This window comes from Bartonella japonica, assembly GCF_040545385.1.
Classification (GTDB): domain Bacteria; phylum Pseudomonadota; class Alphaproteobacteria; order Rhizobiales; family Rhizobiaceae; genus Bartonella; species Bartonella japonica.
The window spans coordinates 1-24,211 of the sequence record NZ_JBEPLT010000015.1 but is presented as its reverse complement, the minus strand read 5'-3'; the positions used below and the strand labels follow the sequence as shown (position 1 = coordinate 24,211).

17 protein-coding genes, 2 pseudogenes and 1 riboswitch are annotated in these 24,211 nt (G+C 37.3%); of the genes and pseudogenes, 9 read left to right on the top strand and 10 right to left on the bottom strand.

What is annotated here, in order from left to right; translation table 11 throughout:
- Window positions 1-15: 15 nt before the first annotated feature.
- Window positions 16-835 (bottom strand): annotated as a pseudogene (locus ABID39_RS06495) (MetQ/NlpA family ABC transporter substrate-binding protein).
- 551 nt (window positions 836-1,386) lie between these two features.
- Between ABID39_RS06495 and ABID39_RS06490 the strand changes: the two are divergent.
- Window positions 1,387-2,013 (top strand): SH3 domain-containing protein, encoded by a 627-nt coding sequence (locus ABID39_RS06490; protein ID WP_354187164.1) that lies wholly within the window; start codon window positions 1,387-1,389, stop codon window positions 2,011-2,013.
- Window positions 2,014-2,100: 87 nt separating this feature from the next.
- On the opposite strand, the gene ABID39_RS06485 is transcribed toward ABID39_RS06490, so the two are convergent.
- The 3 genes from ABID39_RS06485 to ABID39_RS06475 all read right to left on the bottom strand — a co-directional run bounded on the left by ABID39_RS06485 (window position 2,101) and on the right by ABID39_RS06475 (window position 5,651).
- Complete coding sequence (locus tag ABID39_RS06485; RefSeq protein WP_354187162.1) at window positions 2,101-3,132, bottom strand: aspartate-semialdehyde dehydrogenase; 1,032 nt, start codon at window positions 3,130-3,132, stop codon at window positions 2,101-2,103.
- A 1,623-nt stretch (window positions 3,133-4,755) separates the two neighbouring features.
- Window positions 4,756-4,959, bottom strand: coding sequence for a Trm112 family protein (locus ABID39_RS06480; protein WP_354187160.1), 204 nt, complete (start codon window positions 4,957-4,959; stop codon window positions 4,756-4,758).
- A 29-nt stretch (window positions 4,960-4,988) separates the two neighbouring features.
- Window positions 4,989-5,651 carry an LON peptidase substrate-binding domain-containing protein gene (locus ABID39_RS06475; RefSeq protein WP_354187158.1) on the bottom strand — a complete coding sequence of 221 codons (663 nt, stop codon included), beginning with the start codon at window positions 5,649-5,651 and terminating at the stop codon, window positions 4,989-4,991.
- Window positions 5,652-6,104: 453 nt separating this feature from the next.
- Window positions 6,105-6,204, top strand: a riboswitch (glycine riboswitch).
- A gap of 154 nt (window positions 6,205-6,358) precedes the next feature.
- Between ABID39_RS06475 and gcvT the strand changes: the two genes are divergently transcribed.
- The 3 genes from gcvT to gcvP are packed head-to-tail and all read left to right on the top strand — an operon-like array spanning window position 6,359 to window position 10,653.
- Window positions 6,359-7,477, top strand: coding sequence for a glycine cleavage system aminomethyltransferase GcvT (gene gcvT, locus ABID39_RS06470; protein WP_354187182.1), 1,119 nt, complete (start codon window positions 6,359-6,361; stop codon window positions 7,475-7,477).
- 6 nt (window positions 7,478-7,483) lie between these two features.
- Entirely contained in the window at window positions 7,484-7,852 is a 369-nt protein-coding gene (gcvH, locus tag ABID39_RS06465; RefSeq protein ID WP_354187156.1) for a glycine cleavage system protein GcvH, read from the top strand.
- Between the two features lie 5 nt (window positions 7,853-7,857).
- The gene (gcvP, locus tag ABID39_RS06460; protein ID WP_354187180.1) at window positions 7,858-10,653 is read left to right on the top strand and encodes an aminomethyl-transferring glycine dehydrogenase; all 2,796 of its coding nucleotides are present in this window, start codon (window positions 7,858-7,860) and stop codon (window positions 10,651-10,653) included.
- Window positions 10,654-12,022: 1,369 nt separating this feature from the next.
- Here gcvP and alr read toward each other — a convergent pair.
- Window positions 12,023-13,144, bottom strand: coding sequence for an alanine racemase (gene alr / locus ABID39_RS06455; protein ID WP_354187154.1), 1,122 nt, complete (start codon window positions 13,142-13,144; stop codon window positions 12,023-12,025).
- A gap of 646 nt (window positions 13,145-13,790) precedes the next feature.
- On the opposite strand from alr, the gene ABID39_RS06450 reads away from it, so the two are divergent.
- Window positions 13,791-14,621, top strand: a complete 831-nt coding sequence (locus tag ABID39_RS06450; RefSeq protein ID WP_354187152.1) for a ferredoxin--NADP reductase — start codon at window positions 13,791-13,793, stop codon at window positions 14,619-14,621.
- 55 nt (window positions 14,622-14,676) lie between these two features.
- Here the strand turns inward: ABID39_RS06450 and ABID39_RS06445 are convergent, their stop codons facing one another.
- Both ABID39_RS06445 and ABID39_RS06440 read right to left on the bottom strand, forming a co-directional pair.
- The gene (locus ABID39_RS06445) at window positions 14,677-14,844 is read right to left on the bottom strand and encodes a hypothetical protein (RefSeq protein ID WP_354187150.1); all 168 of its coding nucleotides are present in this window, start codon (window positions 14,842-14,844) and stop codon (window positions 14,677-14,679) included.
- A 173-nt stretch (window positions 14,845-15,017) separates the two neighbouring features.
- Window positions 15,018-15,155 (bottom strand): hypothetical protein, encoded by a 138-nt coding sequence (locus ABID39_RS06440; protein ID WP_354187148.1) that lies wholly within the window; start codon window positions 15,153-15,155, stop codon window positions 15,018-15,020.
- A 234-nt stretch (window positions 15,156-15,389) separates the two neighbouring features.
- Between ABID39_RS06440 and trhO the strand changes: the two genes are divergently transcribed.
- The 4 genes and pseudogenes from trhO to ABID39_RS06420 all read left to right on the top strand — a co-directional run bounded on the left by trhO (window position 15,390) and on the right by ABID39_RS06420 (window position 19,543).
- On the top strand, window positions 15,390-16,307 hold the full coding sequence (gene trhO / locus ABID39_RS06435; RefSeq protein ID WP_354187178.1) for an oxygen-dependent tRNA uridine(34) hydroxylase TrhO: 918 nt from the start codon (window positions 15,390-15,392) through the stop codon (window positions 16,305-16,307).
- A gap of 461 nt (window positions 16,308-16,768) precedes the next feature.
- A pseudogene (locus ABID39_RS06430) lies at window positions 16,769-16,877 on the top strand (tyrosine-type recombinase/integrase); the annotation flags it as partial.
- Window positions 16,878-17,784: 907 nt separating this feature from the next.
- Window positions 17,785-18,918, top strand: coding sequence for a type III PLP-dependent enzyme (locus tag ABID39_RS06425; protein WP_354187146.1), 1,134 nt, complete (start codon window positions 17,785-17,787; stop codon window positions 18,916-18,918).
- 46 nt (window positions 18,919-18,964) lie between these two features.
- Complete coding sequence (locus ABID39_RS06420) at window positions 18,965-19,543, top strand: GNAT family N-acetyltransferase (RefSeq protein ID WP_354187176.1); 579 nt, start codon at window positions 18,965-18,967, stop codon at window positions 19,541-19,543.
- 1,240 nt (window positions 19,544-20,783) lie between these two features.
- Here ABID39_RS06420 and ABID39_RS06415 read toward each other — a convergent pair.
- The 3 genes from ABID39_RS06415 to ABID39_RS06405 all read right to left on the bottom strand — a co-directional run bounded on the left by ABID39_RS06415 (window position 20,784) and on the right by ABID39_RS06405 (window position 24,022).
- Window positions 20,784-22,355, bottom strand: a complete 1,572-nt coding sequence (locus tag ABID39_RS06415) for a DHA2 family efflux MFS transporter permease subunit (RefSeq protein WP_354187144.1) — start codon at window positions 22,353-22,355, stop codon at window positions 20,784-20,786.
- 22 nt (window positions 22,356-22,377) lie between these two features.
- Window positions 22,378-23,463: an HlyD family secretion protein gene (locus tag ABID39_RS06410; RefSeq protein WP_354187142.1), complete on the bottom strand. Its 1,086-nt coding sequence runs from the start codon at window positions 23,461-23,463 to the stop codon at window positions 22,378-22,380.
- Window positions 23,464-23,629: 166 nt separating this feature from the next.
- Complete coding sequence (locus ABID39_RS06405) at window positions 23,630-24,022, bottom strand: Fur family transcriptional regulator (protein WP_354187140.1); 393 nt, start codon at window positions 24,020-24,022, stop codon at window positions 23,630-23,632.
- Window positions 24,023-24,211 lie beyond the last annotated feature (189 nt).

Below are 24,211 nucleotides of genomic sequence, written 5' to 3'. Positions count from 1 at the left end.
AGATGTTTGGGACAATTACCAAGATGTTTGAGCGGTTGTACCAAAAACCTCTTTGATTTTTGCACGGATAAGGTCATTGTTATAAGAAGCAACTAATTTTTTTATCCATGGTTCATCTTTTTCGGCAGTGCGTACAACGATGATATTGTCATAAGGATTATTTTTTGTTTTTTTCCCATGCGATTGCATCTTTTTGTAGATCTAATCCTGAGACAATAGCCCAGTTGGTGTTTATAATTGCGATATCAAAATCGTCGATTGTTCGCCCTAACATACCGGCATCTAATTCGCGAATTTGTAAGTTTTTATGGTTTTCAGCAATATCAAGTGGGGATGCGAGAATATTATTGGAATCCTTTAATTGAATAAGACCTAAAGAATTGAGAAGAAGGAGAGCTCTTCCGCCATTCGATGGATCGTTAGGGATACCAACATGCGCACCATCACGCAGTTCTTTGAGATCTTTGATTTTGCGTGAATAGACACCAATTGGGGTGATAAATGTATATCCTACAGTTGAAAGTTTATAGCCACGTTGTTCAACTTGTTGGTTAAGATAAGGAGTGTGCTGGAAAGCATTCGCATCAATTCCTCCTGCGTTAACAGCATCGTTAGGTAAAGTGTAATCAGAAAAATAAACAAGCTCAATATCTAAACCAGCTTTTCTTGCTTGTTCGGCAGCGTCTTTCCAGATAATTGCTTCACGCCCTTCCATGATACCAAGTTTAATTTTTGATTTGTCGGCAGCCATTGACAAGGTAAGAGAAAACAAAAATGAAAAGAGGGAAGGGAGTAATCTGATAGTGGCATTCCTGTATATTTTTTTTAAGAGCATGTGCGTTTATCTTCTTTTCCCTTTATACAAGAGATTTTTTGAGAAAAACTTTAAGGTACTTTTATACTGCTTTGAGGAAGGTTAGCGATATAGAAGCTTTATAGAATATTCAATCACTTTTCTTCAAAAAATAATATGCCTTTATACTGTCTATGTTTGGGGAAAAGCACTACCATTTTCTAGCGGTATACCTACAAAACTCAAAAGAATAAATTCTTCGTATTGCAAAATTTGTTTAGGGAACAAATGACGGTTTCAAAACTTCTTTAAGTGACAATTGGCTGAAGGGCTACATAGTCAGATGATTGTTTTGAAAGCAGTAAATCCTACAAGTGAATAGTAAATTCATGAGGAGAATATTATGCAATCAAAACAATAGTCCATGTGTATGGCGGTAGGGGATACAAAAAGAGAGCTTTTCTTGAAATGTAGTGGATCTTTGAGAAGACAAAGAATGACTCATCATTTGGAAAATGCATTTGGTTTAAATGCGGTAAATTTTTGTAAAAGCAAGTATTTTGCTTTCATAATTTTGGAGAGGAAGAAAAAGAATGTTAAAAAAGAGTTTCTTATCAACAACACTATTGTTATTGACTTTGGGGGGGGCAGGGGTAGGAATATCTACTTCACATGTGTTTTCTGGAACAATTTCTCGTATAGCATCAGGTCAGGTGGCTTTACGCACAGGTCCTGCAACAGATTACAAGGTTATCGAAATGATACCAACTGGAGCAAAAATGCATATTAATGGCTGTTTATCCAATAAATCTTGGTGTTCTCTTCATTATAATGGAAAGTCTGGGTGGTCATCGGCACGTTATTTAAATGTTAACAATATTCCTACCCTTGATTTTAGAAACAAGCATGTGAAGTCAGATTCTATGGTAAAAACACAAAAGAAAAAAGTGAAACGGGTTGTTCCCAGTTTTAAAGATCTTAAAAGACCTCAAAAAATACAGAAATATACGCCCAAATTGTATAGAACGGACATAATTATTGATCCTACAGGGATAAAAAAAAGGGATGAACGAACAATTTTAAATCCATCAAAAAAAGCGTATGGCGTTTCTGTAGAACACGTATCGGCTTATAATCCCATGTTTTCTAATGATGTCAATTTCAGAAATTTTGAACGAAACGAAACGCGCTATCGTGTTGTGACCTATCCTAGTATATAGAGATCAAGCAAAACTGTTGTCATTGAAAAGATGGAAAAGAAAGACAGGCAGCATGAAGTAAAAGACGCTTTATACTGCCCTTTATATTTAGTTTGCTGTTTTAGGCGTTATTAAGTTACGAGAAATAAGCAATTCAGCAATTTGAACTGCATTCAATGCAGCTCCTTTTCTCAAATTATCAGCAACAATCCAGAAAGCCAAACCATTTTCAACGGTGATATCTTCACGAATACGGCTAATGAAGGTATCATCTTCTCCAGTGCTTTCGTAGGGTGTTATATAACCGCCATTTTCACGCTTATCAATAACCTGACATCCTGGTGCATTGCGTAGAATTTCTTGTGCTTCATGAGCACTGAGTGGTTTTTCAAATTCAACATGAACGGCTTCAGCATGACCGATAAAAACAGGAACGCGAACAGCAGTGGCTGTTAATTTTATTTTAGGGTCGAGGATTTTCTTTGTCTCAACCATCATTTTCCATTCTTCTTTTGTATATCCATCTTCCATGAAAACATCGATATGCGGAATGACATTAAAGGCAATGCGTTTGGTGAACTTTTTTAATGTAATTGGATCAGCAACGAAGACTGCCCGTGATTGTTCAAAGAGTTCATCCATTCCCTCTTTACCAGATCCAGAAACCGATTGATAAGTAGATACAACAACACGCTTAATAATTGCAGCATCATGGAGAGGCTTTAATGCTAAGACAAGTTGAATTGTTGAACAATTAGGATTTGCAATGATATTGCGTTTGGAAAATGTTTTAATCGCTTCTGCATTTACTTCAGATACAATCAAGGGGATATTGGTATCATAACGCCAAGTAGAGGAATTATCGATCACCACACAGCCGGTAGCAGCGATTTTAGGAGCATATTCCTTAGAAATACTTCCCCCTGCAGACATGAGACAAATATCCGTATCAGTAAAGTCGTAAGTATCAAGTGCTTTGACTTTTAAGGTTTTATCACCATAAGAAACTTCTTGTCCTAAGGAACGCCGCGACGCTAAGGGTACCACTTCGTGAGCAGGAAAACCACGTTCTTCTAAAATTGTGAGCATTTCACGACCAACATTCCCAGTTGCGCCGACAATTGCAACTTTAAAACTCATCTTTCATACTCCTGCTTCTCTCCACTCTTTTTTCTCTGGGCTATACCCAGGAGAGAGCGAGTTAGCCAAGGACTATTAATTTATTGATTTTCAGAAGCACCATTTTATGTACGCAAATCATAATCTACGGTACAACAAACAGCTTATCTCGAATATGTTGCCCTTCTGAATTTCCGAGAGTTGAGAAAATTTGAATGTTTTATGTCAAGCCGTATGAGTATATCTTTGACATCGTTTCAATTTAGTAAATTCTTTATCTTCTGTCAATTATTTCCCTTGATGAAGTTTGAATTTTGCTACGGTTGCATTAGCTATTGTATTGGTGGAATTTTATCTTTTATTTATTCATTAAGTATCTGTTATATAATTATATTTTCATAAAGGTATAGCAGTATTTTTTGCTTGTGATTTCCACTTTTTATTTTGGAATTTTCATTTTATTGAAGAGATTCTATTCTCTTAATTATAGAAGCATTTATTATAGAAGCACTCATTTTAAAAAGGATCACATCATAAAAGGAGTTTCCGTTCTCAGCAAAACTCAACTGCAAGATCGTCTTTTTATTTTTAGAGTCTAAGAATTTTGAAATTTTTTAAAAGTAAATATTCTGTTTTGCTCGATATTCGGTTATCATTATAGTCTCTGATTTTTGTTTTTTGTTGAGATATCAGCGTAAAAGAAGGAAATAGGAATATATTAGTATAGCGGCAATTTCCTGCAAGAGTCCTTTCTCCACATGATTCAATCTTTTCTCATATTGGGGAACTTTCTCATATTTTTCGATTTATTAAAAAATGATGCCTCAGTGATTGCCTAATTGGCTTTGAGAAAGTCCTATAACGCTTCTTCTAAAGCAAATTTTTTCTACAGAAATGTCATTGAAATGTAAATTTTTGTCTCGCACTCTCAAAGCTTCATAGACAGTAGTGAGTGCTCTTGCATTGGTATTTTAGAGCTTGGCACTGAACTCAAATCAACCTCTTGCTTTTAGTGCTTAACATATTCGACATGACAAGAACTCTCAGAAGAAGCCGAGAGACTTGCAAAGCAGGATATTTTGGTGTTTGAGTTTAGGGATTCTAGTTCTTATTAATCACTGCGTATACAACAAAATCGCGGGTTAATTCATAGAGAGATTTCCTTAAATGATTCAATAAGAATCAAGAAAGTTTTAATTTTGGTTTCCTTATATTGTAATTAAATTATTATAATATATTAATTGATAATGATAATCTAATTCTTCTTGTATTGAGTGGGAGACTTGAATATCGTAAGATCTTCTCATTCTAGTTCCTCATTTATGGTGAATAAGTTAAAATCATTCTCTAGCATGTCATAGATAAGATCGATGTCTGGATAAAAAGTGTTTGAGATAAGGGGTAAAAGTTTTTCTTGTAAATCCTTTCAAGATAAGCACTACTGTTATGGTATTGTAATAAGAGAAATTATGACGTTGAGGTAAGCTCTCAAGACATTGGGGGCTTAACAAATAGGGAGGTTAATAAAGTGAATGATAACACTCTTTTTTAGAACAGAAAATATTGAAAAAACTGAGTAAAAAAGGACATCATATCGATGAAGAAGTGATAGACTACTGTGCTTTTTAGAAAAAAACTGGAACATTATTTGTGTGGTGTTTTTTCATCGTCGTGTAGTGGGCGGGCTTCTGAGGTAAGCATAATGGGAATGCCATCGCGAATAGGATAGGCGAGTTTTGCTTTGAGTGAAATTAACTCTTGTGTTTTTCGGTTGAAAGAAAGCGTGCCTTTTGTGATAGGACAGGCGAGTAACTCAAGCATTTTAGGATCGGTAGTCATTTTTTTCATATTTTTACATTTTTAATTTAAATGGTAATCTAATTTAAATGATAATCTGCTCCCGTTTGCTTCATTAATGAGCGTTCTGTTAAAGCGAGAAGAGTTTGGGCACGGATTTCAATATCTGGAGCCTCTAAGAGTGCTTGTTTTTCTGCTGGTGTAAAGGGGATTAGCGCTGAAAACGCATTAACCAATAAAGGTGTAGGGGCTTGTACAATATTGCTCCAATTATAGTCCACTTCATGCATAGTCAGGTATTTTTCAACAATGCTGAGTAAGTTCTCTCGATTAATATTTTCTGTAATATTGGGTTCTTGTAAATCTTCTATATTAGATTGGATAAGGGCGGTTCGATAGGATTTTGTATTCACTAATTCCTGTTTTAATGTGAAGCGACAGATACCTTGTAATACAATGAACAGTTGTCCATTTCCTGTTTCGTTATAGTTTGTAATACGTCCTATACAACCTGTTTTATAGAGTTGTGCGGGGAAGAGATCTGTCTTTGATGAAAGTGGTTGAATGATTCCTAGTAAACGGTCAGATAACATGACATTTTCAACCATTTCGAGTGCTGATGGTTCAAAAACGTTGAGTGGTAAAAAACCACCTGGCAGTAAGAGTGCACCTTCTAAGGGAAAGAGAGCAATTTGCTTTGGTAGATCATTTTCGCAGTTATAATGGATATTGCCAGCTTTCATGAGTTTTTTTGTAACCTTTATTCAATAAAATTGAGTGTGTAAATCGTTGCTATTTATGCCACTCTTTAGAGACAAAATTTAAAAGAAAAAAATCAACCTCTTGTACGTTAGACGATGCTATAAAACATCTAGAATCTTTACTACTAAAAGATATCAATCTCCATGGCTATATAATTAAACTGCGCGAAGAAGGGTGTTACTTCGTTATTTTTTGAGACTGCAAAATTTTGCATTATTCTCAAGTCATGTTTTCGTTATGGCTTTTGCAATTTTCCTCCTTCATTTCCTGCAAAAGACTATTTAGGAAATGCTCAAAGGGACACCATTATAAGTCTTTTAAGATAGCCTATGCAAGTTTAAAAATGAGAACACTCTCATCACTTTTATTAATGACAGGGTGATAAAGATAGGTTATAGATCAAAATATGTCGGAAAGAGCGTCATCGTTTCTTTCATTCTTTTGCGGGAGAGTGCAGGATGCAAGTTTTTTCGCCTGCCGCCGAAGGGGAAAGCAGCCCATAATCTCTCAGGCTCTAAGGACCGTAAAAGGAAAGAGGCAAATCTGGAAAGTCGGAAGATCCGCGCCGAAGGTGTAAGCGAAAGATTTTTTCGCGAGTCTCTCAGGTTTGTAACAGAGGGGTGCAGAGACAGTTACATGTTGTGTTGTTAGGCACATATTGTGGCAGTGGTGCGATTTTGGAGCTATTATGGGCACATTACAAGAATTCGAAACCTCTTCTTTAAAAAGACTTCCTTTGCATGATTTGCATGAAAAAGCGGGAGCAAAATTGGGTGCTTTTGCCGGTTGGCAAATGCCTTTGACTTATCCTATTGGCGTTTTAAAAGAGCATCTTCATACGCGTGCGCATGCAGGCCTTTTTGATATTTCTCATATGAAATTAATCGCTGTTGAGGGTCCACAAGCAGTGGAATTTTTATCCTATGCGCTTCCTGTTGATGCAGCACTTTTAAAGGTTGCTCAATCACGGTATAATTATTTGCTTAATGAGCAGGCTGGCATTATTGATGATCTTATCATTACGCGTTTGGCAGAATGTCGTTTTATGCTGGTTGTTAATGCCGGAAATGTACAGATCGATCTTGCAGAGCTTGAGAAACGTTCTGTTGGTTTTGCATGTCAAGTGATTGCTCTTGAGAGAGTTTTGCTTGCTCTTCAGGGGCCTCAAGCTGCAACTGTTATGGCTGATGCAGGATTGCCTGGTAATGCATTGTTGTTTATGCAAGGATTTGAGCCACAAAAAGATTGGTTTATAACGCGTTCTGGTTATACAGGAGAAGATGGTTTTGAAATTGCTCTTCCAGAAGAGCACGCACGTGTATTGGCTGAAAAATTGCTGAGCGATTCTCGTGTTGAATGGGTTGGTCTTGCTGCACGCGACAGTCTTCGGCTGGAAGCAGGGTTATGTTTGCACGGGAATGATATCACCCCTGATACGACGCCTATTGATGCTGCATTGACATGGGCTGTCCCCAAAAATGTTAGAGAAAAGGCGCAATTCTATGGGGCAAAAGCTTTTCTTGAAGCACTTCAAAAAGGACCATCTCGTTGTCGTGTTGGATTAAAACCGCAAACGCGTCAACCTATTCGTGCAGGTGCGCAGCTTTTCGATCATGAGGGAAATCAGATTGGTGTGGTAACATCCGGTGGTTTTGGTCCTTCTTTTGATGGTCCTGTTGCGATGGGCTATGTGCCTGTTGGTTATAAGGATGAGGGGACAGAAGTTTTTACGGAGTTGCGTGGAAAAAAAATTACACTGTCTGTTCACTCACTTCCGTTTGTTGAACAACGTTATTTTAAAGGATAATTTTTGATGTCTAAAATTTATTTTACCCCAGATCATGAATGGCTGTACATTGAAGGGAAAGTGGTGACCGTTGGGATCACTAATTATGCTCAAGAGCAGTTAGGAGATTTGGTTTTTATTGATTTGCCACAAATTGGAACGCAACTTTCCAAGGGGGATTCTGCTGCCGTTGTGGAATCGGTAAAAGCCGCATCAGATGTTTATGCTCCCCTTGATGGTGAGGTTATCGAAATGAATGAAGCTTTGGCGGATAGCCCCGAACTTGTAAATCAGAAAGCCGAAAAAGAAGGTTGGCTATGGAAAATGACATTGCAGGATGAAACGCAACTGGAAGAGTTGTTGGGTGAGGATGCTTATAAAACACTGATTGGATGAGTACTATGCAAGAACGTCATTTTTTTTCTCGCCATATCGGGATTCGTCCCGATGAAACACAAAAAATGCTGGATATTTTGGAACTTGATTGTGTTGATACATTAGTTTCACAAGCGGTTCCACATTCTATTCATTTAGGACGTTCGCTGAATCTTCCAGAGGCAGTAAGTGAGGGGCAAGCGTTAGAGGAATTGTCCAAGATAATGGGACGTAATCAGGTTCATAAAAGTTTCATTGGTCAGGGATATCATGGAACATGCGTGCCTCCCGTTATTTTGCGCAATCTTTTTGAAAATCCAGCATGGTATACCGCTTATACACCTTATCAGGCAGAAATTAGTCAAGGACGTTTAGAGCTTTTGTTTTATTTTCAGACATTGGTGAGTGAACTTACTGGTTTGCCTGTTGCTGCTGCTTCTCTTCTTGATGAAGCGACAGCTTTAGCTGAAGCCAATGCGGTGGCTGTGCGCTTTGCACGTGAGAAAAAAACAAAAATTTCTCTTCAGAGTCTTTTACATCCTCAGACTTTGAATGTTGCGAAAACGCGGGCTGAAACCCAAGGTATTCAAATTATCCAAGGTGGAGAAATTGATTTCGATACTGCAGCGATTGTTTTGTCTTGGCCTGATACAAAAGGCTTTTTTAATGATTATAGTGAAATCATTAAAGAAGCAAAGGCAAAAGGAGCGCTGGTGATTGTTGTTGCAGATCCTTTAGCTCTTACTCTTATGGAGCCTCCAGCAAAATGGGGTGCTGATATTGTTGTTGGCTCGTTGCAACGTTATGGCGTTCCGATGGGATTTGGAGGACCTCATGCTGGTTATCTTGCGGTTAATGATGCTTTAACCCGTCTTATTCCAGGGCGAATTGTTGGCCAATCAGTGGATACGAAAGGCCGTGTAGGGTTTCGTTTAGCATTGCAAACACGTGAGCAACATATTAGGCGCGATAAAGCAACATCGAATATTTGTACAGCACAGGTTTTGTTAGCAAATATGGCAACAGCTTATGCTGTTTGGCATGGTCCGCAGGGCTTACAGGAAATTGCGCGGCGAATTCATCAGTTAACATGCCGTTTTGTTGCTAGTTTAAAGGTGGCAGGTGTTTTTTGTCAGGGGGAGTATTTTTTTGATTGCGTGAGCATTGTTGTGAAGGGAAAAGCGCAAGAAATTGCACGCCAAGCGAAAGCAGGTGGGCGTCTTGTTCGTGTTCTCGATGATGACACAATTGTAATTAATTTTGATGAATTATCAACACCAGAGGATGCTTGTGCTTTGGCAAAGCTTTTCGGTGCACAATTGGTTGATGAGGCTTCTCCACAGCTTTTTGGTAAAGAGCGTGATGCAGCCTTTCTTTCACAGCCTTTTTTTCATGCCGTTCATTCAGAGACAGATATGATGCGCTTTTTGCGTCGTTTGTCAGATAAGGATTTGGCGTTGGATCGGGCAATGATCCCGCTTGGTTCTTGCACGATGAAGCTTAATGCAGCAGTTGAATTGATGCCTTTGAGTTGGTCTTGTGTGGCGCATATACACCCATTTGTTCCGAAAGAGGATGCAGCGGGTTATTTGGAAATGATTGATCAATTAAATGCGTGGTTGTGTGAGATTACAGGATTTGCACAAGTTTCTTTTCAGCCAAATTCCGGTGCTCAGGGTGAATATGCTGGACTTTTGGCAATCCGCCGTTATCACCAATCGCGGGGTGAATATCAACGCACACTTTGTCTTATTCCTGCATCAGCACACGGTACGAATCCAGCTTCAGCTCATATGGCGGGTATGGAAGTTGTTGTGGTAAAATGTTTAAGTGATGGTGATGTTGATGTTGATGATCTCAAAATAAAAGCGCAATTGCATCAGGATCGTTTAGCAGCTCTCATGATTACCTATCCTTCAACTCATGGGGTTTATGAGGAAAATATTAAGGAAATTTGCTCTCTTATCCATGAAAATGGAGGACAAGTTTATTTTGATGGTGCTAATTTGAATGCGCTTGTTGGGCTTGCTCGTCCGGCAGACATTGGGGCAGATGTTTGTCATATGAATCTTCATAAAACATTTGCTATTCCTCATGGTGGTGGTGGTCCTGGTGTTGGTCCGATTGGAGTGGCAGCGCATCTCAAGCCATTTTTACCAAGACATGAACAAGATGGGACAACATACGCAGTCTCAGCAGCGCCTTATGGAAGTGCTTCCATTCTTGTTATTACGTGGATGTATATTCGAATGATGGGCGCTGATGGCTTGAAATATGCAACACAAACAGCAATTCTCAATGCTAATTATATTGCTGCACGTCTTTCACAGGCTTATTCTATTCTTTATAGAGGCAAGTATGGGCGTGTTGCTCACGAATGTATTGTTGATACGCGTGTGTTAAAAGAACAGTATGGGGTGAGTATTGATGATATCGCAAAACGTTTGATTGATTACGGATTTCATGCGCCAACGATGTCGTTTCCGGTTCCTGGAACTTTGATGATTGAGCCAACCGAATCAGAACCAAAAGCAGAGATTGATCGTTTGTGTGATGCTTTGCTTGCTATTGCCAAAGAAGCCAAGAAAGTTGGTGCAGGGGTTTGGCCAAAAGACGATAATCCTTTGGTAAATGCACCACATACGTTGAGTGATACACTAGATGATGCTTGGGCACGTCCTTATTCGCGGAAAGAAGCTGCTTTTCCAAACGGCTCTCTTGATTCAGCAAATAAATATTGGCCTCCTGTTTCTCGTATTGATAATGTTGCGGGAGACAGAATGCTCATTTGCTCTTGCCCACCATTAGGAAATACATATTAAATTTGCTTTTTATCTTGTTAAATTTATCTTGTTAAACTTGTTTGGTTGCATTAGAAAGCTCACATAAAATATGTGGTTTTTTTGATCACTTTGTTCTCTATTTCGTTGCAAAGTTTTTGGTATATTGGGAGAACTTTTGAATTTTTTTTGCATAACATGGTTTAGCAAAATTGAAAGAATAATGAGAAAATGTTGGCAAAAAATGCTGTGCTTTTTTGTGCTTTATAGAGACGCATTTAAAAGTCTCATTCCTGCATTTTTTAACGGTGGACGGTAGAATTCACAATCGTTAAAAATAGTTATAAAATCAATTTTTTATAGCGTATAGATGAGAGTCTATAGTTTTGTTTCTTCCTTATCCTGTTTGACAATTTATAAAATGATTCGTGAGAGTATGCTCTTTCTTCGATGTGATTGAAAGAGATTCTCTTATTCTTTCATTGATGATATTCATGCATTGATTGTTTTTTACTATTTTTCTCTTTCATATTTTCATCAATGATATAGGTCAATAGATTGTTGAGGGAGAATTTCGTTATTAAAACCCATTTAAAACTCTCACAGATATTATTATTCAGTTATTTTGTTCTTTTAGATAATCACAAAAATGTTTCCCTGCATGCTCTTTAAGAAGAATTAGTGTAAGGATAAAATTATTTGAGAAAGAATTCGTATATTTTTTATAAATTGTCTTCACGCAAAAATGGATGCAAAACGATTTGAAAGTTGGAAAATATGTGTGATGGTGTTTGTTTTTTCTTTATATGCAAGATACTGATTTATAATGATAATTCACTGTTTTGCATGTTGAATGAGAGTTTCGAATAACGTAAGATTCTCTCATTTCAAACCTGTTTATATTGCATCAATCAAAACCATTTGCTTGCACGTTACAAGCGGGATGAGTGTGTAGATCAAATTTATATAAGAAAGGACTAAAAATGGCTCTTATGAACCGTCTTAATGCAAGGTCTGTCTGGCAACATTGGGAGCAGGCAAATATAATGATGGTGCTGGCTTGTTACTTCATATAGAGGCTATTGATTTTAAAAACTTAAGAGCAGATTTTGACATATCTATTTATGAATAGAAAGTCTCTGGGGTTGTGAAGAGAAAGACTTTAAGAAAAGTTTTGTAGCTTTGGTAGAGTCAGACTAATAAAGCTGGGAATCAGTATTCTATTCAATCAAATGAGGTTTTTTGTCAATATGTGAGAAGAGAGGAGGATAGCAACATTGATAAAATGAGTTGTATTTTGCGATTGTTAAACATTCTTTGAAAAAGTTGCGTACAGAATTTTTCTGGAAACAATGTTTCTTACTTTATAGTGCACAATAATTTATCATAGTGCACAATAATTCGTTGTAATTTAAATGTAAATGCGTTTATAGCGAGTGCCTAGAGAGGTCAGAATTTCATGAGGAATGGTGTCTGCATCTAGAGACACTTCTTCAAGAGTTTGGTGTGTTCCAATGAGTTCTACCCAATCGCCTCTTTGAGGTTTTTTATGCGTAATATCGGTAGCGTCAGCGACAATGCAATCCATGGAAACGCGTCCAACAATGGGTAGTTTGTGTCCGTCGAAATAAACAGAACCTTTGTTAGAAAGAGTGCGCAACCAACCATCTGCATAGCCAATGGAAATTGTTATGAGGGTGCTTGGTCTGTTGGTCATAAAGCTTCCTCCATAACCAATAGGTAATCCTGCATCAATGGAGCGGCTTTGAATGATTTGCGCTTCAAGCTTTAAAACAGGTTTTAAGGATGTTGGATGTTGTTTATGAGGATTGATTCCGTAAAGTGCAATGCCTGGGCGAACAAGATCAAAATGAAAATCTTTACCAAGAAAAATACCTCCAGAATTGGCAAATGAGGCTTTACAGGGCGGGAGTTGTGCAAGTGCAGTTTTAAAAGACGCTAATTGCATAGCATTGGATAAATGTGTGTTATCTTCTCCATTAGCAAGATGGCTCATAACATATTTTATATCTGCTTTTTCGAAAAGAGTAGGCTGTTTTATCAGTTGCTGTAATTCTTTTTGATCAAGTCCTAATCGGTTCATATTGGTATCAATTTGAACGATTGCTGGAAATTTTTTACCTCTTTTATGACAAAGTGTTTGCCAGATTTCGATGGTATTCCAAGAGTTTAGAACAGGGACAATACCAGATTGTGCAACAAATTCTTCCGCCATGTGAGGAAATCCATTAAGAAGAACAATCGTGGCATTTGATGATAAAATGGATTTTAATTGAATTGCTTCTTCGATTTTGGCTACAAAAAAAGTACGACAACCAGATTGGTAAAGTGCAGGAGCAATTTTTTCAACACCCAATCCATAAGCATTCGCTTTTACAACTGCCGAACATTCACTTGGGGCAACATGTTGAGCAAAAGTTTTATAATTCGCAACAATGGCATTCACATCAATAGTTGCTACAGCTGCATGAGGCAATAAGGTATTTACTTCATCATTAATGGATTTTTTCATGTTGAAGATCCTATCGGCGTCAATGAGATACGGACTTCCTTTTGGATTATTGCATAGATGTTTTTGTGATGGGGATGAGGAAGTGGGCATTGTTTGTCATTTCCAAAATTATGAACAGTTTGTACCAAATTATGCACCATAACAGCAATCTTGTGATGTGAATTGATTTATCTTTATACGATAAAGAAAATAGCTTTCTGCGTGTGTATTGTAATAATATGTAATGAGTGGAAGCAATAAGTTTTTTCTTTCTGTGAGAATGTGGTTAAGTCTATGTTAAAAATGAAAGCTTATCATTCTTGGAGCATTGTCGAGAGAGTATAATATATTGTCAATCATGAAGATTTTTTGTTATTTTGAGATTTATTTATAGATATTTACAAATTAAGAAAAGATATGATGAAGAGAAAATGCATTCTTAATGATACGCTGTTAAAGAATTATACGGTGCTAAAAATAATGTCGAGCTTGTTTTTTATCAGATATTTTCATGCTTGCTCGCTTTGACATGTTTATCGAAACGTTTTTGTAAAGTGCTTATTAGGTTGTTTATTTGTTAAGAGAAATATTGAGATAATTGTATAGGCATTATATCACTTTTGAAGTTTGAATCTATAATTTAATAATAAAGATAAGGAAGGGTTTTATGAATACGTCTGCCACAAAGATTCAGTCAAATATCAGCAGCGTTGCATCAAATTTCCCAATTCCTGAAAATGTATTTGCGCTTACTGTACAGGACGTTTATCACTACACAGACCGTTTGTTTAAATTTCGTCTGAATCGTCCGGAAAGTTTTCGTTTTCGTTCAGGTGAGTTTGTTATGATTGGTTTGCCAAATGCAGAAAAGCCGATTTATCGTGCATATTCAATAGCGAGTCCTTTTTGGGATGAACAGCTTGAGTTTTTTTCTATCAAAGTGCCAGGGGGACCATTAACTGAGCATCTTCAAAAAATTAAAATTGGTGATACAGTTTTAATGCGTAAGAAATCTACAGGGACATTGGTTCTTGATGCTCTTATTCCTGGAAAGCGTCTTTATCTTCTTTCAACAGGAACAGGGATTGCTCCTTTTGCAAGCCTTGTTCGTGACCCAGAGACTTATGAAAAGTTTTCAGAAGTGGTGCTTATTCAAACAACCCGTGAACGAGATGAGCTTGCTTATGCAAAAGAGCTTGTTGTCTCTTTACAACAAGATCCACTCATTGGTGTATATGCACAACAATTGAAATTTTATCCTATGACCACTCGCGAATCTTCTGAGTATATGGGGCGTATTACGATTGTTATGGAAAACGGTGCTTTTTTTGAAATGACAGGTTTACCGAAAATTTCTCCTGATGAAGATCGCGTGATGATTTGTGGTTCCGTGGCAATGCTGAAAGATTGTGCAAAGATGTGCGAGTCCTTTGGTCTTGTTGAAGGTGCAAATAATGCACCTGCTACCTATGTTGTAGAGCGTGCTTTTGTTGGATGAGGAAATAACTGTGCAGCTGGCAATATGAGTTAATGAACTAATCGCATCTCAACCGTCAGTCAAAATGAGCTGTTTGGAAGCTATCCAAGAACCTCTGACGCAGAAAACATTCAAAAACTGAAGCCACTGAACTACATTTTTTGCGTAATATACCACCTGTCGGGAAAAATTGGATTTTAGAGAAAGCGGATGCTAAAGCTTGGATAAAATCAATCCCTCCCACTGCTTTAGAAGAAAAATTTCAAATGCGAATAGCCTTTATCTCATGCTTGCATTAACTCACTTGGTGTTATTGCGCTAGGGAGAAGAGGAACTTCGATGTTTTTTACACAATTGATCACTCCGTTTGATAATCTAGGGCTTACGATAAATTTTTCTCCTATGCGTTTGATTTGTTCATAGTGTGTAGTGTTGAGGGTGTGTAGTGTTGAGGATTGTTTCTGCTCCAACAATTGCTTCGAAGACTTCTTGTATAATTGCTTTCATTGCATCATATGCATTTGGAGTTCGTAAAGTGATCTCAATTGTTTTCAATCCATCTTGGATAAGAGCGTATGCTAAAGGTACTGTATTTTCAGATTATCAATGTGCACAATAGGTATGATGTTTTGTTCCCAGAGTAGTGATAAAGGTGGTCTTTTTTTGGGGAACATGATGTTTTTTCTCTAAGAAATCCTATTGGTTAGTATAGTTTAATTAAGGACAATATGTTAAAGAGTAGATGAATAGATCTTGAAATTGAATGAAACGCGCGTTATGGCAAGACTCATGGAAAAGAATTTTAAAGTTGCTGCACTCTATTGCTTCGCTGATTTGAAGCATTATCGTCAATTACAGAAACCTTTAATGGATTTATGTCAGGAAAGGGATATTAAAGGTACCTTGCTTTTAGCACAAGAGGGCATTAATGGAACTGTTGCTGGATCTTGCGCTGCAATTGAAGCGTTGGTGAATTTTATTACAGCTGAACCAACATTTCAAACGCCGGAAATTAAATATTCATGGGCATCAAAAATGCCTTTTCATCGTATGAAAGTACGGTTGAAAAAAGAGATTGTGACAATGGGTGTTGAAGGTGTTGATCCATTAAAGGTTGTTGGGACTTATGTAGATCCCGAAGATTGGAATGTCCTTATCCAAGATGAGGAGACAATCCTTATTGATACACGTAATGATTATGAATATGCAATTGGCAGTTTTCAAGGAGCAATTGATCCGTGTATTAAAACATTTCGTGAATTTCCTGCGTGGGTACTCAAACATGAAGCTGATCTAAAAAAGAAAAAAAAGATTGCTATGTTTTGTACAGGTGGTATTCGCTGTGAAAAATCGACAGCTTATGTTCGTGAACTTGGTTATGAGCAGGTTTACCATTTAAAAGGTGGGATTCTGAAATATTTGGAAACTATTCCAAAAGAAGAAAGTTTATGGTGGGGTGAGTGCTTTGTTTTTGATGAGCGTGTTTCTGTAAAACATGAGCTTGAAGAATGTGGACGCGAATTATGCCGCGCATGCCGTTTTCCTCTTAATGCTGAAGGAAAATTATCACCTCATTATGAAGAAGGCGTTTCATGTGATGCTTGTTATAGTACACGCAGTGAAGATGATAGGAAGCGTTTTCGTGAACGTCATAGGCAGTTTCAATTATCAAAATTGCGTTCAATGCAATCCCATCAAGAAACATAAGGATATTGTATTTTAACGCTTGAAATTTTAGCTTTTTCTTTTTTAAGAGAGGACATTTTCAGCGTAAGTAAAAAAGTATTTTAAAGACAGAAAATTGTCTGAGTTTTTTCGTATTGATAAAAGTTAAGTAATTGATTTATAAAGTAAATTATAATTATTTCTTTTGATGCAGGTATCTTTAAGTTTGTCGTGCTTGTTTTGTTTCAAATGCTCTTCATTCTGATTCAGTAAAAATATTTCGATGATAATCTTATGCTGAGATAGTTTCATGTTATTACAAATCATTGATTTATAATGATCATTCACTGTTTTGTATGTTGAATGAGAGTCTCGAATAACGTAAGATTCTCTCATTTCAAACCTGCCCAAACCTGCTTATCTTGAATTAATCAAAACCACTTGTTTGCACGTCAAAAGCGGGGCTGGTGTGTGGGTAAAAACTATAGAAGAAAGGACTAAAAATGGTCCTTATGAACCGTCTTAATGCAAGGGCTGTCGGCAACATTGGGAGCTGGCAAATATAATGATGGTGCTGGATTATTACTTCACAAACGTAAAGATGGAGGTGCTTAATGGATTTATTGTTAGAAGTGGCATGAATGAGGATGGGGCTTGAAGATTAGTTTGAAAATAAAATGTGCTGTGAATGAACTGTTTTAATATGAAAGCAAGTACGTTCGGGGACAGATAGAATGATGGATACGGGTTTGTAATCTCATAGAGACGAAGGATAGTGATCTTGTGGGATCAGCATTTCAGCGTTTTTGTGGTAAGAAGACTTGCATTGTGGACAAAGAATACAGCTCTTCGACAAGGAAGTCAAAATAAGAGGATTCATTTTAAAGCAAGGTTATGATTGTGTAACATAATGGTATAAGGAGTGAAGGTTACAATCTCTTGAAATATTGTAATCCATTAAAAGAGAAATGGTGATTTATTTATTTGAGAAGATTGTTGCTTTTTGTATTGTCTTAGCTTTAAAAATTAAAAAATATTTAAAATCAAAAAAAATGATTGAAATGAATAAAGATTCGTTTTATACGAACCCTTGCCCAAAGTCGCACGTGCCTGTGGGTGTCCGCCGGTTCTCAAATGGTGAGATTAACCGGTACGGTACCTGGAACTAACCGCTCCAGTCATTCTTACGGCCAATCGAAAGAGTGAGGACATCTTGAAGCAACGACGGTGCGGGCCTTTCTGGTGTCTTCCAGCTATACAAATGCTGGGATAACTATAGAGGCACACCTCATTGCCTTCAGTGCGGAAGTGGTTTTCTCAATTCCAATCAAAAAGGCAGACAAAGTAGAACAACGCAGTTATTGCGCTGTTTTTTGGTTGCATACAATGTTGATTTCTTTCTGATTAAAATAGTCAGGATGTTGGTCTCTTTTGTGTGTGTTTTGTCCCCTTTGCTTGTTGGCAGCTTCATGTTGTCTTAAAGCATAGAATAGAGATTTTTCTCTAGGAGGATTGGTAGATGGCAACTCAACGCATTCGCGATTTTCTTGCAACACATCGTTCTGAAGGTCCATGCTTAATTGTTGATCTTGATGTTGTTCGTGAGAATTATTTAAATTTTGAAAAAGCACTTCCACAGTCTCGCATTTTTTATGCAATAAAGGCAAATCCAGCTCCTGAGATTTTGAGATTGCTTACTTCTTTAGGATCATCTTTTGATGCGGCTTCTGTTGCCGAAATTGAAATGGCTTTAAAAGCTGGAGCAACAGCTGAGCGCATTTCGTTTGGGAATACTATTAAAAAAGAGCGTGATATTGCGCGTGCATATGCATTTGGTGTTTCGCTTTATGCAGTTGATTGTATTGAAGAAGTAGAAAAAATTGCTCGTTCCGCTCCGGGGTCGCGTGTTTTTTGCCGAGTTCTTACCGATGGAAAAGGTGCAGAGTGGCCATTATCACGTAAATTTGGTTGTGTTCCTGCTATGGCGGTTGAAGTGTTACGTCGAGCACATCAACTGGGTTTGCAAGCTTATGGTGTTTCTTTTCATGTTGGCTCTCAGCAGACAGATCTTAGCGCATGGGATCGTGCTGTATCAGATGCTGCAACAGTTTTCAGGCGTTTAGAGCAAGAAGGAATTTCGTTGAAATTGGTTAATTTGGGTGGAGGATTTCCAACGCGTTATTTGAAAGATGTTCCTACAGAACAAGCTTATGGGACGGCTGTCTTTGATTCATTAAAAAAATATTTTGGCAATCGTATTCCTGAAACAATTATTGAGCCAGGACGTGGGATGGTTGGCAATGCTGGTGTTATTCGCACAGAAGTTGTTCTTATATCTAGAAAAGCAGATAATGATAATGTTCGATGGGTTTATCTTGACGTGGGAAAATTTAACGGTCTTGCTGAGACTATGGATGAGGCAATTCGCTACCCTATTGAAACACCGCATGACGGTAAAGTAATGGAACCTTGCATTTTAGCAGGTCCAACATGCGATTCAGCAGATGTTCTTTATGAAAAGACACCTTATCTGTTACCTTTATCTCTTACGGTGGGGGATGAGTTGTTGATTCATGGAACAGGCGCTTATACGGCAACTTACGCGTCTGTTGCCTTTAATGGTTTTGAGCCTTTGCGATCTTATGTAATTTGAGTCTTTATTTATTGTGACCAAAGGTATAGTGGGGCGTGTGACGAAGATGATACATTTCCAAACAAGAGACGGTGCATTTTTTACACTTGCATATGAGCAAGAAGCGGATAAGCCATACCGAGAGCGGTTGCTTGATTTAACTTTGGGAAAGGGGCGTAAACATAAATCGTCAGAAGTTTTACGTCGTGGGCGATTGGCTGCATGTAAGCTGTCCTTTGTTGTCAAAAATGCACTTGGAGAACTGGTCGGTAGTGTACGTCTTTGGCATGTTCAGTTTAAAAAAGGGAAAAATGGCACACAGGACGCTTTGCTTTTAGGTCCTCTGGCTGTTGCAGGGGAGTATTCTGGTATGGGAATAGGGTCGCTTCTTATGCAGCACGCAATTGAAACGTCAAAAAAACAGGGTTATGGGGCTATTTTCCTTGTGGGTGATTGTGCATTTTATCAGCGTTTTGGTTTTTCAAACAGTTTAACAAAAAATTTTGCAATGCTCGGTCCTTATGAAAAACACCGTTTTCAAGCATTAGAACTGATACCAGAATATCTTTCCTCTTGTTATGGTACTTTGTTTCCTAGCGGAGAACGAGAAGATTTGAGTCATTTTCAGCATTATAAAGTGGCATAAAGGACCTATTCATTTTCTCACAAGATTGGTTCATTACTTTTCAATAGTCGCGGTCCAACAATGATGGCATCGGGGAACAAGCCATTTTCATGCATGGTGTATTGTTATAAGATGTAAAGTTTGAGGATAGCTCTATTGTATCACATGCTTTTTTTATTTGTGTTTTTCTACCTTTGATAAGAGCTATCGATTTATTAACAATTTCCAATGTTGTACATTATTTTAAGTGATTCTAGCGGAATCATTCTTTTTATCTTTTATCGATATTATTTATAGCATTTTTCAAGTTTATTACTGTTGAAAAAAGTCTTAGTGGGCAATCAAGAAGTGAGATAGAGAACTCAGACGTTTTGTTGAAATTTGTTTTAATACAGTCATATAATTCATAAATTGCAATTTTGAAGAAACGGAATTCTCGAGAATGATGGGTGCGTTTATCACTAAAATATCTAGGCCATTTATATTTTTGGAAATGATTGTCTGTCAGAAGGAAGCGCTATGTTTAAGCGTTTCTTTTGGTAGGGTATTCTGTTGTACAAAATGGGAAAATATGCGTTTTTAATCAATAGATTTTTGTTCTGAAAATGCAAGGGATTCCCTACTATATTAATAGTTTTGAATCCAGCCACTATAAAAGTAGGGTATAAGCGTTGATAATAGGTTGCTCCATTTTTTGATAATAGATTGATCCATTTTATTGTTATGTAGAAAGATAAGCACTTTGAGATTTTTTTTATAACTCTCGTGCGTGTTGAAATAGTGATAAATTGTGGAGGAGAGATCCTTGTGGTGTGTTTAAAAGATAGTAGTTATTATCTTCTTTGGAACTGAATAAAACAATGAAATCTGCATACTTCAAGCAGCGTGTTTTTTGAAAATAATTATGCTATTACAATATTTTTTGCGATATTTGCGATAAATATCTAGAATGATTTTAATGTTTGTTTTGTTATGTGACTAAGAAAAACGGACATTTTATCTGTAGGGTATAGAAATTTAAAAGAGTACTCAATAGGAGGTGTCTTTGTTTGTTGTCATCTGAAATTGTAAAGTCATTTGTTTATGAGAGCATTATTTTTTAAAATATGAGAAATACTCGCATCTTATCAAAAATCGTCATGCTATATTATGCATTTATAAAAACATTTTCTTTATCTATATGATAGAAAACAGAGTTTCAAAAAATGGGAAGAATCTCTTGGTTAAAAAAGAAAATTCCCCAATCCTCATAAGGTTAAGTTTAGTGTCCTGAAGGAGGATTGGTGAGAGGTGATGTTTTCTTGAGGAAAACGGTTGTGAATGCCAAAACGCTAAATATAATGGTTATAATAAAGAAAATATCGCTAAAAGCCATAACTGTAGCTTGCACACGGACCATATTAAAAAGTTGGAAGAGAGCAAGAGCGTGGGGATCAGAAGTTGCAGTTTTAAAGTACAAAGTTAAACTTGAAAGCATTTCGGTTGCTTGGATATTTCCCTGTTGGACAGTTTCGGCTATTCGTGCATAATGCAGGTCCGTACGTTTTGTTAAAAGAGTGCTGATAATAGCAAGCCCTACGGCACCACCAAGATTACGTGTGAGGTTAAAAAGACCAGAGGCATTTTGCATTTGTTCTGGCGGGAGTGATCCAAGTGCAATATTATTCACAGGAACCATACATAACATAACAGAAAAACCACGGAAAAATTGAGGCCAAAAGAGTTCCCAGAAATCCCAGTTGTCTGTGATAGAGCTAGCCATCCAAGTTCCTAACGCGAAACCAACAAGCCCTATTGCCATCATCAAACGTTCATCGATTCGTGCTGAAAGAAATCCCGCAAGAGGGGCGGTTAAGAACATGACAAATCCTGAAATAAACAATGTTTCCCCAATCATGAGGGCATCATAATGGCGGATTTGGCTTAAATAGACAGGATAAAGGTATGTAAGTCCATAAAGACCTATTCCAAGTATAAAAGAAAAGACTGCTGCGGTTGAGAAATTAAAATTTGCAAAAGCTGAGAGATTAACAATTGGTTCTTTAGCAGTAAAAGCGCGCCAGAAGAATAAGCCAGCAGCCAAGATCATGATAATGAATAAGTTTAGAATCAGAGTGTCATGAAGCCAATCATGGCGTGCACCTTCTTCTAGAATATACTCTAAAGTTCCTAGAAAAACAGCCATAGAGATGAGCCCTGTCCAGTCAAATTTAGCCATTAAAGATGGATCAGCTTTGTCAAAGTCAATCAATTTCCAAGCGAGGATTGAGATAATAATTCCGCAGGGTACATTGATGAGAAAAAGCCAATGCCATGAGGCAATATGACAGATATAACCTCCCACTGTTGGACCAATGGTAGGAGCTAATGTTGCTACCAGTCCAACAATAGGGGTAACAATAGGGCGTTTGGAAGGAGGAAAAAGTACATAGGAGGCGACAAAAACACTAGGGATAATGCCTCCACCAATAAAACCTTGAAGTGCGCGGTACAAAATCATTTCATTGATAGATGTCGCTGTTGCACAAAGAATAGAGGTAATTGTAAATCCGATAGCTGATATAGTAAAGAAAACACGTGTTGAAAGCAATCTCGCTAAGAATCCAGAAAGGGGCAGCATAATAACTTCAGCGATGAGATAGGAGGTTTGAACCCATGAAATTTCTTCAGAGCTTGCTGAAAGACCAGCCTGAATTTCAGCTAAAGAGGAGGAAACGATTTGGATATCCAAAATAGCCATGAACATACCAAAGGCCATAGCAATGAATACCACGATTTTTTGGATTTCTATACGCTCTTGAGGATGTGTGGGCTCTGGTATAGGAGGTGTCATAGTAGGGTCATTTGTTTTTTTGTTATAAGAGATTTTTATCTTGTGGATTTGTACGTGTATCAATTTTTACAGAAACGCTCATTCCCGCTCGGATACGTCCAGTTTTTAATACTTCTTCTGGAATAGAAATGCGTACGGGAATGCGTTGTACAATTTTAGTAAAATTGCCAGTAGCATTTTGTGGAGGGAGGAGAGAAAAAACAGCTCCTGTTGCAGGTGCAATAGAAAGCACAGTGCCTGTAAATAGATCTTTTTTAAAGGCATCAACGGTAATATAAGCTGTTTGTCCAGCATGAATATTTTGTAACTGCGTTTCTTTATAGTTTGCTTCAATATAAAGTGCATGAATGGGAACTAATGCTGCAAGATGTTGGCCATTTGCAACAAAATCCCCCGTTTTTGCTGTTAAATTTCCGATAATTCCATCAAAAGGAGCCCGTATGATGGTGGAGTCAAGATCACGTTGTGCTTTGTCACGCGCGAGTTCTAGATTCTTTTTTTGGCTTTCCGTTTCACTACGTTGTGCTTCTAACATTCGGATATTTGCACGTGCTGCAGCTATTTGTGCATCTGAACGGTTTACATTAGCAATAGCTTGTTCATAAGCTGATTTGGCACCATCAACTTCAGATTGAGAGGCATAGCGATTGGTTTTAAGTTCTGTGGTGCGTTTTAAGATGAGTTGTGCATTAGTTGCTATGGCTGACGCAGCAGCTTTTTGTGCTTGTGCATCATCTAAGGCACTGTGGGCAGCTGTAATTTGTGCATCGATACGTAAAAGAGTTTTCTTTTGTGTATTGAGATGAGCTTTTGTTTGATCCAAGGCTATTTGATAATCACCATTGTCTAAGCGGAATAAAATATCGTCTTTTTTTACGATTTGGTTGGCTTTAATAGTAATTTTTTCAATATATCCAGTTAATTTAGGCGCAATAGTTGCAATATCTCCTTGTACATAGGCATCTTCAGTGGCAAGTATATAACGCCAATGCGTTAACCACTTATAGCTAAACCAAAGTACAAAAAGCGCAAGAATGATAAGAAGAGCGTTGACTACTTTTTTTTTATTGAAGTATTTTGTTGAAACAATTGTCTCAATTATAGACATGATTTTATACTTTCAATTTTATGTTTCAATGAGCAAAACAAGCGCATTTTTAGTAGTAGAAAGCGATATATTGAGTGAGACCGCTAGGAGTTTTTAAGTAATATTAAGCACAATATTTAAGAGTAACGCATAACGTTAAACTTACAAATTTGCAAGTATAAAGATACTACTCAGTTGCGCAGTTTTTACAAATGCCTCGTACTTCTATGATGCTTCTTTGTGCTTGAAAGTCAACTTCTTGAACCATTTGTTGAAGGCTGGATACAAGGGCTTTGTTTTGTATTTCATTGACTTTGCCACAGTTTTCACAAATCATAAAAATTGTAAGTTCGTGTTGACAATTTTCAGGATGTAAACAGACCATAAAAGCATTTGCACTTTCAAGACGATGAATACACTTTAATTGTACAAGTTTTTCTAATGCACGATAAACTTGGAGAGGTGCACGAAATCCTTCTTCGCGTAAGTGATCAAGAATCGCATAAGCACTTAAAGGTCCTTTTGCATTCTTTAAGGTGTTCAAAACCAATGTTTGGTTACGCGTAAGTTTAGATGACACTGACACCTTCCTTTTATTTGACAAAAGTATAAAGCGTGCATGCTATTTATGCAATGGCGATTATAGAACATGTATCCTTTCTTAATAAAGCTTTTTTATTATGCATGATTTTTTTATGGTTTTAGGTAAGATTATTTTATTTTTTAAAAAAATGATATTGACTCTTTGTTAGAAAGAGTTCTATATATC